An 11,148-nucleotide genomic window follows, 5' to 3' on the forward strand; every position below is an offset into this window, starting at 1 on the left:
CCCTGGTCAGAATCTTCAGCGACATCGTCACGTCCGGCGATCTCGTCGTTCCCAGCGACTTCGGCGATGACACCGGATCCACTCGAATGGTCGTGTCCGGCGACGCCGGCCCGCTCATCGAGGCCATCGGGGCCATCGGGGCCATTCATGTCAGCGCACCCGACGACGTCGGCACGTCCGCCTATGTCGTCGAGTCGAGCAGTGTCGGTATGTTGGTCGGTGTCGTCAGTGAGCACCACCGACACCTCGGCTTGTCGGAGTATCGCGTCACGACGCTGCCTTGGCTGGTCTTTGGCGACCGGCACATACACCGCTCCGGCAGCTAGGACCCCATACAACGCCGCCACCTGCGCCACACCCCGAGCCGCAGACACCGCGACCGCGTCACCTGGCCGCACCCCGTGTTCGATCAGCAGCCCCGCGATCCGCCTACTGTGCTCGGCCAATTCACCGAAACCGACAACGGTGTCGCCATCGATGATCGCCGTGCGGCCGGGATCAGCAGCCGCGATATCGAACATCGGTGTATGCAACAACCCACCACCGGGAACATCGCGTGGTCCCGGCCCTGCGGTGTCATTGACCTGGTCGCGGACGATCTGCTGGCGGGGCGGCAGCACCGGCAACGCCTCGCACAGCGGCTGTTCCCAATCCGCCTCAACCAGCCGGCACAAAAGCTGGTGGTAACTAGCCAACATATCGTCGACCAGGCCGTCCGGAAACAACTCGTCCACCGAATCCCAGCTCAGCACAAGCCCATCCGGCAACTCGATGACCTGATGATCCAGCCACACCTGCGGAGTCTGCGTCCGCGTGTAATCCGGCCAGCGCACCGACCGAGCCAGCTCGTCATCCACACCCAACATCGACGTGAAAACCACCGGCACCGGCTCGGCGACCACTTCGCTGTCACGAGCGAGCTCCCGTAACACCCGCACCGCGGAAACCTGCTGATGATCCAGATCACTCCACAACTGCTCCTGCAACCGCCGAGCACGCCCCAGCCAGCTCTCCTTCTCGACCGGGCGATCCGCCACCAACAGCAACGAACTGAAATCCCCCACCACCCGCATGATGTCCGGGTGTACCTCACGACGGTCGAAACGAGTCAACGTGACAGTCAGATCACGCTGCGCACTCCACCCACCCAGTACCCACGTATAACACGCCAGCAACACCACACTCGGTGTCACACCGAAACGACGAGCACGCACGACGATCTGGTGCCAAGTCTCCCGATCCAGTCGCACCTCCCGACGAGTGAACCGAGGACGCTCGATCACCGCGGGAGAAACCCGCAACGGCAACTGCGGACCAGGCGGCAACTCCGCCAACCGCGAACGCCAATACGACAAGCCCGCCTGTATCTGTTCCTCCGACGGAGAGCAACTCATCACATAATCGCGGAACTCCAGTCCCAATGCGGGTAACTCGATATCCGGGTCCGCGTAGAGCCGCGTCCACTCGGAAAGGAGCACCAATGCGCTCAGACCATCAGCGATCAGCGTGTCGAAAACCGCACAGACCCGCGTAATCTCGCCATCGCGTACGACCCGGACCTCGAACAACGGCCAGTTACCAGTGTCGAGAACGCGATTCGAGATGTCTTCTCGTAAGGCAACCACGTCCCCCTCGACCACCGGAATCCGATACGCGGGAACCTCTTCCAATACCCGCTGCGTCCCATCCGCACCGACCACCGCACGCAACATCGCATGCCGATCGATCAACCGATTCCAGGCACGCTCCAGCAGAGCCAAATCCAGACCGGGCCAGTCGTACTCGATATACAGATGCGCACCGATTCCACCGAGATCGAAATCCTCCGACCGGCCCAGCCAGTACGCCACCTGGATATCGGTCAACGGAAACGGCTCGTACAGATGCTCGGGGGCGAAGGTGATTGTCGTCGGCACCTCCTCGACAGTGCCGAACGTCAGGGTCGCGGCGAATGCGGCCAGCGTGGGGTTGGTGAACAGCTGCGCCAGATCGGCGCCCACCACACCGCTGGCGGCGAGGCGCCGGACCAACCGGGTGGCCAGCAGGCTGTCGCCGCCGAGGGCGAAGAAGTCGTCGTCACGGCGGATCTCCTCGACACCGAGCAACACAGCCCACGCCTGCGCCGTGATTCGCTCCACCCGGCCCGTCGGCGCCGCGGAATCGCCACCGGCAGTGGCTCTTCCGCCTGCCGCGGTGAGCGCGGTCTGTACCGCGGCGCGGTCGATCTTGCCGTTGCGGGTGATCGGGAGTTCTGGTCTGCGGACGAAAAGGCGGGGAATCATATAGCCGGGCAACCGCTCACCCAGCCAGCCACGGAGGGCCGCGTCATCGAGGTCGTCGTCCTCGCCGACGACGACCGCACCGAGTGCCCGGGTGGCCTGCTCGACCACCGCGGCCGCCGCCGCGATGATCCGCGGATGTTCCGCCAGAACCGACTCGATCTCGCCCAGTTCGATCCGATGCCCGCGGATCTTGACCTGGTGATCGGTGCGGCCGAGGAAGTCCAGTGTCTTGTCGGGCCGGCATCGCACCAGGTCGCCGGTGCGGTACCAGCGGACCCCGTCCCGTTCGACGAACTTCTCCGCGGTGCGCACCGGGTCGCCGCGGTAGCCGTGCGCCAGTCCGCCGCCGGTGACCCACAGCTCGCCGGGCGCCCATTCCGGGCGATCCCGCTCGTGGCCGTCGACTACCCGGCAGTGAGCATGGGGCAGGGGAACTCCGTAGGGCACGCTCGACCAGTCGGGGTCGACCGTGTCGACCTCGCAAACGGTGGCGTGGATGGCGGCCTCGGTCATGCCGCCGAGGCCGGCGAACCGGCAGCCGGGAACGAGTCGGCGCAGCCGATCGGGCAGGTCGACGGTGACCCGGTCACCGCCGAGCATGACCACCCGCAGCGCTGTACCCAGCCCGGAGTCAGCTGCCGCGATCAAGAGCATGTCCAGCAGCGCGGGTACGGCGCTGACGACGGTCACGTCCCACCGGCGGATCAGCTCCGCCCAGGCGGCGGCATCACGACGCCGCGCCTCCTCTACGACGACCAGCGAGCCACCGAATGCCAAGAACGCGAACAGGTCATAAGCCGAGAGGTCGAAGTCCAGAGCGGACAATGCGATCGTGCGGTCGTCCGCACCTATGTCGAACCGGCCGTTGACCGCATCGATGGTGTTGGCAACGGCGCGGTGTGGCACCTCTACGCCTTTGGGAGCGCCGGTGGAGCCCGAGGTGAAGATCACATACATCACGTCCTCGGGGTCCGCCACGATGATCTCGGCCAACGGATCCACGGTGCGGGACTGCTCCGGGAAGACCGGTTCGATGTCGTCGGGCCATGACCCCGCGGCCGCGGTTTCCGGGTCGGTGATGACCAGCCGGGCGCCCGCCGTGCGGTAGACCCGCTCGCGCCGCGCGGCTGGCAGATCGATACCTGAGGGCACGTACGTCGCACCCGCCGCGAGCACGCCCAGTGTCGCCACGATCTGCTCGACCCCTTTGGGCAACGTGATGGCTACGCTGTCCCCGCGGCCGATCCCCTTGTCCACCAGTAACCGCGCCATGCGGCGGGCTTGTACCGCGAGTTCGCCGTAGGAAATCGTCGCTCCGTCGGCGAGCAACGCCGTCCGGCGTGGATCCGCGGCGGCCCGGGTGAAGAACCGCTGGTGCAATGGTGTGACCGGCGCGGCGGCGACCTCGACATCCTGGCGACCGGTGACCGGCCACGGTGCGTCGCGGTCCCAGGCGCCGTCGTCGTCCAGCAATAGTTCGACGAAACACACGTACGCGTCGAACATCGTGTCCAGCATTCCAGGCGGGAACAGTGAGACCCGGGCATCCCAATTGAGCAGGATGCCGCCGTCGAACTCGGTCACCTGAGCGTCCAGCCAGACCTGTGGCCCCTGCGATATCGTCCAGCACGGTTCTCCCAGGCACTGCCGGACCTCGGGTGCGTACAGCTCACCCAGGCTCAGCGCGCTGGTGTACACCACCGGCGCCAGTACCCGCTCCCCGCCGTTGGCCCGGCTCAGATCCCGCAGCACCTCGACACCGGAGTATGCGGCATACCCCAGAACTTCGCGCAGCCGATCGGTGATCGCCTGCCCCCGTCGAGTTACCGACATCGAGGCGGACAGGTCCACGTCGAGCAGTACGGAGCTGGAGAAGTCTCCGACAATGCGGTCCACGTCGTCGTGCAGGGGTTCCCGGTCGAAAACCGGCAAGTTCAGCAGGAACCGATCGGTACTGCTCCAGGCACCGATCGTTTCCGCGAAGACAGTGGCCAGCACGCTCGCGGTGGTCAGGCCCGCGCGGTGCGCCCGCTCGCGCAACAGCGCCGCGCGCTCCGGCGACAACCAGTAACGGCGGCGGTCGACCCGTGGGCCACCGGTGGCCTCTTCAGAGGCCAGCAGCGGAAGCTCAGGCGCCTCGGGCAGGCCCGGCAGCTGCGACTGCCACCAATCGCGAGCCTGCTCACGAGCTTTCGCGCGAGCACTGCCACGGTCGACAAGGTATTGCGCGTAGCTGTACTCCAGGGCGGGCAGCGCCCCGGGGCCGCGCTCATACAGCGTGGTCAGATCGGCAAGGAGATTACGCAAACTCAGCGCGTCCCCGGCGATCATGTCCAGATCCAGGTGCACCCTGGTGCGGCCATCGGGCAACAACGAGACTTGGATATCGAATACTTCACCTGCCCCGACATCCATGCTCCTGTGCGACAGGGTGTCCCTGGTCTGAGCCAGTCGCCGCAGGCGCTCGGGCTCGGGCAGCTCCCGCAGATCGTGGACAGTCAGCCCGGACCAGGCCCCGCTGTCGGTCACTCGCTGCATGCCCGCGGTGTCGATCGCCACCCGCAACATCGGGTGCCGCGCCATCAGGTCACGTACCGCACGCTCCAGCCGATCCGGCGCGACACCGCCCCCATGGTCGAACTCGCTGTAGAAGTGCGCAGCGACATCACCGAGTTGTTGCGCCTGTGTCCGCCCGATCCAGAACGCGTGTTGCATCACCGCCAGCGGAAACGGAGCCGATCGGTCCACGACGCCGGCTTCCTCCGCAGTGCCGGAGTCACTGCGGTGCAGCAGCTTCCACCATGAGCCGAGCGTCGGGTTCTGCACGAGATCCCGATACTCCACTTGCTTGCCCGCGCGTCGCATCAACCCCGAGATGCGCATGACGGTCACCGAATCGAGCCCGAGCTCGAGCAGGTTGGCGTCGTCGGTCAACTCTTCCACCGGCACGCCGGTCAGCGCGCTGACTTCCTGCCGCAATCCATCTACACCGTGGCCCCAGTCCACCTTTTTCGTTGTGCGTACGAGTGGCAAACGGAGCTGCTCCTGCATCACATTCCCAACTGGCAAACGATAACCATTTTCAGTAGTGCTACAATCTACGGTGTCTCACCAGGCCGGTCAAGACCGATTCAGAGACACGAAACACACACGCGGCGAATAGCTTCGGTGTTGCACAGGAAGTAGACATGGCAGCTCATCTGCGACTCATGAACATGATGTTCGGTACGATCTGCTCCCAGGTTGTCGGCACCGCCGCTCGACTCGGGCTCGCAGATCATCTGGGCGATAACGAACGCGGCTACACCGAACTGGCCGAGGCCACCCAGGCCCATCCCAGCTCGCTCCTCCGGCTGCTCCGCGCGTTGGCCGCGTTGGAGCTGGTCGTCGAAACCCAGCCGGGCACATATCGATTGGCCGAGGCGGGCATGCCGCTGCGCACGGACCGGCCGGATTCCCAGGCGGCCGCGGTGCTGCTTTTCACAGAGCCGGCACTGCTGGACTCCTGGAAGCTGACCGAAGAGGCGATTCGCACCGGGCAGCCGACCTTCGAAAGGCAATACGGCACCGACTTCTTCGGCTTCCTCGCCACGCAGCCGGAACTATCCGAACGGTTCAACGCGACAATGCGACAGGTCAGCCTGCCCATCGCGCAACTGATACCGGTGAGCTACGACTTCACCCGGCACCACACCATCGTCGACGTCGGCGGCGGCGGCGGCACCCTGCTGGCGGAAATCCTTCGCGGGACCACCACGCTGCGCGGTGTGCTCTTCGACTCGGTGACCGGGGTCGCCGAGGCCTCCTCGACTCTCACCGCCGCAGGTGTCGCAGACCGCTGCCGCGTCGAGGCCGGCGACTTCTTCGCCGCCGTCCCCGATGGCGGAGATGCCTACGTACTCAAGAACATCCTCCACGATTGGGACGACGAACGCTGCGTGACCATCCTCGGGCGGTGCCGCAAGGCGATACCGGATCACGGGCGGCTGCTGATCGTGGAATCCGTACTGCCCGAGATGGTCGACACCTCGAATCCGGCTCCTTACCTCACCGATATCAGCATGCTCGTCAATATGGGCGGGCAGGAACGCACGCGCTCGGAGTACGAACTACTCTGCCGCCGAGCCGGTTTCGAGGTCAAGGCGATGCATCCCACCATCCTGCCCACGTCGTACTCGCTCATCGAGGCAATGCCGGTATGAACGGAACGCCACCCATGCTCGACAAACCCCGTCCGATCGTGGTCGACCTCCTGGCCGAAGACTTCCACGAACGAGCCCACACCATCTACGACGAGCTGCGCGCGCAGTCACCAGTCACCCTCGTCGAACTGCCGGAGCAACCGGGCCGGGGATTCTGGATGATCACCGGATACGCGGCGGCCGAGGCTGCGTTGCGCGACCCCCGGCTGGCCAATGATCCGCGCACACTCCTGTCCCCCGAGCAACTCGCGGCCAGGGCGCGGGCCCAGATCCCGAGCGCCCCGCACACCATGCTGTTGTCCGACCCGCCGGAGCACACCCGGCTGCGACGCGCCGCGCAGCAGGCGTTCACTTCCAGGTCGGTCACCGCGTTGCGCCCCGCGGTGGTCCGGCACGCCGAACGATTGCTGGACGAGGCGGAGAAGATGACCGAAAGCGGTGACGGCACTGTGGATCTGCTGCACGCCTACGCCTACCCGCTGTCGCTGACCGTGCTCGGCGAGATTCTCGGCTTTCCCGAGGCTTGGCATCCCGGCCTGCACACACTCGCCGTGCGGGCGGCGACCGCCTCCACCCCGTTGTCCGCCCCTGACCCCGAGCTGCGTGCACAACTCGAGGGCTACGCACGTGATCTCGTCCTCCTCAAACGAGACGACCCCGGCGACGATCTGATCAGCAGGCTGGTGCACCCCGAGTCCGGCAAGGACAAGCTGTCGAACGGCGAACTGATGGCCATGATCGGCCTGCTCATGGCCGCCGGTTTCGAGACATCGGCCAGCCTGATCGCCAGCGCCACACTGACCCTGATCACCCACCCCGCGCAGTGGGCCGCGCTACGCGACGATCCCGAACTGGCGGCAGCGGCAGTGGAAGAGACCATGCGTTACTGGGGGCCGGTGGAATCGGCGACAGCGCGCCACGCGGTGGAACCGTTCGAACTCGCCGGGCGGCGCATCGAGACCGGCGACCGGGTGCTGGTGTTTCCCGCCGCCGCCAACCGCGACCCGGCCCACGTCACCGATCCCCACCGCTTCGACATCCACCGCGAAGTTCGGCCCCATCTCGGGTTCAGCGGCGGTATCCACAATTGCATGGGCGCGGCCCTCGCGCGCACGGAGGTCGGAATCGCACTCACCACACTTGTCGCGCGCTGGCCGGAGCTGCGTTTGGCCGCAGATCCCGCCGATTTGCGCTGGCGCCCCGGCATGGGACTGCGCGGCCTGCGCCGCCTGCCGATACGCCCGTAATCCGAACCCCTGCGTGCCGCCGTACGCCGTTGTGGTCGCATCGAAGTCGGGTGCCAGTTCAGTTGTCACCCCGAATGCTCCATCGGATCGATGACGCTCGCACTGGCGCGGCAAGCGAACGTGCACTAACGTATTCGACAATGATTGTCATTACCGTGAGGACCGTGAATGTGACCGATCCCGGTTCGTCCGATAGGCCAGCTCTCCGGCTTCATCGCGGCAGGCGTACGGCCTGAACACGGGAATCGCTCAGACGCGAACCGATTCGGCCGGCACATAGCCGGCCCACGGCAGCGGCGCGATGCCGATTCCCGGCCCCTCACGAGATCCCACGCTCGCCGGACACTTCCGGTGCGCAACCCACCGTTCCGGGGCCGGGAAACCCATCGCCACAACAGCACAAGGAGTTCGAGCCATGACACCCCCGACCGACACCCAGTACGACGTCGCCATCCTCGGAGCCGGGATCGCGGGTAGCACACTGGCCACGATCCTGGCTCGCCACAACCTGAAGGTCCTGCTCATCGATGCGGGAGTGCATCCGCGCTTCGCGGTCGGCGAATCCACCATTCCGCACGCCACCACCACGATGCACATCCTCGCCGAGCGTTACGACATCCCCGAATTCAAAGCGCTGGCCAACTTCGAGGAAACCGCTGAGCATGTGACCAAGACGTGCGGGCAGAAGCAGAACTTCGGATTCGTATACCACGAGCAGGGCCGGCCCTCCGACCCGGACAAGGCCAACCAGATCGTCCTGACATCCGGGTACCGCCGCGCCGAATCGCACTGGTTTCGCCAGGACATCGATTCGTACCTGTTCCACCTCGCCGTTCGCTACGGTGCGGTGCCCCGATTGAACACTCGAATCAACGACATCGATATCGACCCGGACCGTGGTGCCGAGTTACGCACGGCATCCGGTGAGGCGTTCAACGCCGAATATCTGGTCGACGCGACCGGGTTCCGCTCCGTGCTGGCCGAGCGGTTCGGGCTCCGTGAACAACCCACTCGGGCGCGGACACACTCCCGTTCACTGTTCACCCACATGATCGGTGTCGAGCCCTTCGACGACGTGGCGCCGGTTCGATACAACCAGCCGAGTCGGTGGCACAACGGCACGCTGCACCATGTCTTCGACGGGGGCTGGCTCTGGGTGATTCCGTTCGACAACAACGACCGCTCGATGAACCCGTTGTGCAGTGTGGGACTCACCCTGACCGGGGACGCGGTCTTCGCTGACCGTGCCGCGCCGGAGAAAGAGTTCAGCGACTTTCTCGAGCGGTTCCCGGCCGTCGCAAAACAGTTCCGATCCGCTACGGCCGTCCGGCCGTGGGTGAGTACCGGGCGGTTGCAGTACTCGGCGTCCAATACGGTAGGTGACCGCTTCTGCCTGACCGCACAGTCCGCCGGAGCGATCGACGCACTGTTCTCCCGCGGGCTCGCGAACTCCTTCCAGACCGTGAACGCCCTGGCATGGCGGATCATCGAGGCGGCGCGCGACGATGACTGGTCGACCAAGCGGTTTGCCGATGTCGATGCGATACAGCAGCGAATGTTCGACGTGCACGACGATTTCGCCTACTCGTCGTACGTGGGTTTTCGCGACTACGCGTTGTGGGACGCGATCTTCCGGGTGTGGCACACGTACAGCTTCTACTCCGACGCCGCCCTGGAACACGCTCTGTCCAGGTATCTCGCCAGCCAGGACGATCAGGTATTCCGGGCTCTGGAGCGCGGTGACTCGCCGCTGGCCCAGGCTGTTCGGGGGCTCTTGACGACAGCGCGCGAGACCTGCCGATCGGTCGAGCGCGCAGAGATGACACCCACGGCCGCCGCGACGGCGATCATCGACCGGATCAACCGGGAACGATTCTTTCCCGACTACCTGCCCCACGGGAAACCTGAGCTCAAGTACGTCGATATCGGCCAGGAGAAGGCGATGGAGTTCATGCAGTGGTCCCGCACCGCGGCGCCACGGTGGATCAAAGAGTCCTTTGCCTGACGTTTCGCCGGTGTTGGACGGGCGCCCGGATCCTGGCACGCGCGATCCGGGCGTTCCTCGGCTGGCACCTCCCCGAACCGGATAGGGAGCACGATGAACCGGTCTACCATACTCGGCGCCGACGATTACGCGTATACCGTGCGTCGGCACAACAGCGACCCACTGGCACTGGCGGCCACGATCGCAGCCTCCGGACAGCTCACCGACTACGTCGTCTATGAACAGCCCGGACGCTGGTATGTGGCCGGAAATCCGATCGGCGCGGTAACCCTCGGCCCCGACCGGTTGCACTCCACCCTCGGCGGTGACCGCACCGAATCCTGGAGTGGCACACCGTGGGCGCAGATCCATGCCGCACTCGACCGGGCACCGGTGCCGCGGTGGCGGGCCTACGGCTGGGCGTGCTTCGAACTCTACCGCCCGGACACCGCGGCTCCCGACGACATCCTCGCCCATTTCATGGTGCCCGGTGTGGAACTCGAGATCACCGAAACCACTGTGCGCACCCGCAGCTACGGCGCCCCGTTCGACCTCGACCTACCCGATGTCGTCGCCACCGCGCCGACACCCACACCGGTGCCGGTGGACGCGCTCGACACCGCCTACCTACTGCGCGTGCGGCACGCCCTGGACCGGATTCACGACGGCGAGTTCCACAAAGTGATCATGTCCCGGCGGGTGGACCTGCCGTTCGCGGTGGACATGCCGGCCACCTATGCGGCAGTCCGCCGGATGAACACTCCGGCCCGCTCGTTCCTGCTGGATCTCGGCGGCTGGCAGGCCGCTGGGGTCAGCCCGGAAACCGTCCTCGAAGCCGACGGCACCGGACGGGCCGCCACCCAGCCGCTGGCGGGTACTCGCGCCCGAACCGGCAACGCCGAACTCGACTGTGCCCTACGGGATGATCTGCTCACCGATCCGAAAGAGATCTACGAGCACGCGACCTCCGTACGGCTCGCCTACAGCGAACTCGACAGCATCGGCAGCGCCACACGGGTCAGTGAATTCCTCACCGTCAAGGAGCGCGGTAGCGTGCAACACCTCGCGTCGCGGGTCGAAACTCTCCTGCCCGCCGATCAGACCTGTTGGGACGCCCTCGCCGCCGTCTTTCCCGCCATCACCGCCTCCGGCATCCCCAAAGCAGCCGCCTGCGCAGCGATCGGTGACCTCGAACCCGGTACCCGCGGCCTCTACAGTGGTGCTGTGGTGCGGGCCGACAGCACCGGAACCCTCGATGCCGCATTGATTTTGCGCGCCGTCTACCAACGCGACGGGCGGAGCTGGCTACGTGCCGGAGCGGGCGTCGTCACCGGCTCCACGCCCGAGCGCGAACACGAGGAGACCTGCGAAAAACTCGCTTGTATCGCGCCCTACCTCGTACCAGCGCACTCCGGATACTGACACACCCGCCG

The 11,148-nt window shown here is 65.9% G+C and carries 5 protein-coding genes; 4 read left to right on the plus strand and 1 reads right to left on the minus strand.

Annotated elements, in window-relative coordinates; all coding sequences use genetic code 11:
- A partial coding sequence (locus ON19_RS33345) for a non-ribosomal peptide synthetase (protein ID WP_255218439.1) occupies positions 1–5,315 on the minus strand: 5,315 nt, incomplete at its 3' end.
- Between the two features lie 155 nt (positions 5,316–5,470).
- On the opposite strand from ON19_RS33345, the gene ON19_RS33350 reads away from it, so the two are divergent.
- From ON19_RS33350 to ON19_RS33365, 4 genes are all read left to right on the plus strand, one after another.
- Positions 5,471–6,484, plus strand: a complete 1,014-nt coding sequence (locus tag ON19_RS33350; RefSeq protein WP_043702080.1) for a methyltransferase — start codon at positions 5,471–5,473, stop codon at positions 6,482–6,484.
- Positions 6,485–6,498: 14 nt separating this feature from the next.
- The gene (locus tag ON19_RS33355; RefSeq protein ID WP_043702083.1) at positions 6,499–7,731 is read left to right on the plus strand and encodes a cytochrome P450 family protein; all 1,233 of its coding nucleotides are present in this window, start codon (positions 6,499–6,501) and stop codon (positions 7,729–7,731) included.
- Between the two features lie 415 nt (positions 7,732–8,146).
- Complete coding sequence (locus tag ON19_RS33360) at positions 8,147–9,736, plus strand: NAD(P)/FAD-dependent oxidoreductase (RefSeq protein ID WP_051169561.1); 1,590 nt, start codon at positions 8,147–8,149, stop codon at positions 9,734–9,736.
- A 93-nt stretch (positions 9,737–9,829) separates the two neighbouring features.
- The gene (locus tag ON19_RS33365) at positions 9,830–11,137 is read left to right on the plus strand and encodes a salicylate synthase (protein WP_051169562.1); all 1,308 of its coding nucleotides are present in this window, start codon (positions 9,830–9,832) and stop codon (positions 11,135–11,137) included.
- The last annotated feature ends 11 nt before the right edge of the window (positions 11,138–11,148 follow it).

Source organism: Nocardia abscessus NBRC 100374 (assembly GCF_000308455.1).
Taxonomy (GTDB): domain Bacteria; phylum Actinomycetota; class Actinomycetes; order Mycobacteriales; family Mycobacteriaceae; genus Nocardia; species Nocardia abscessus.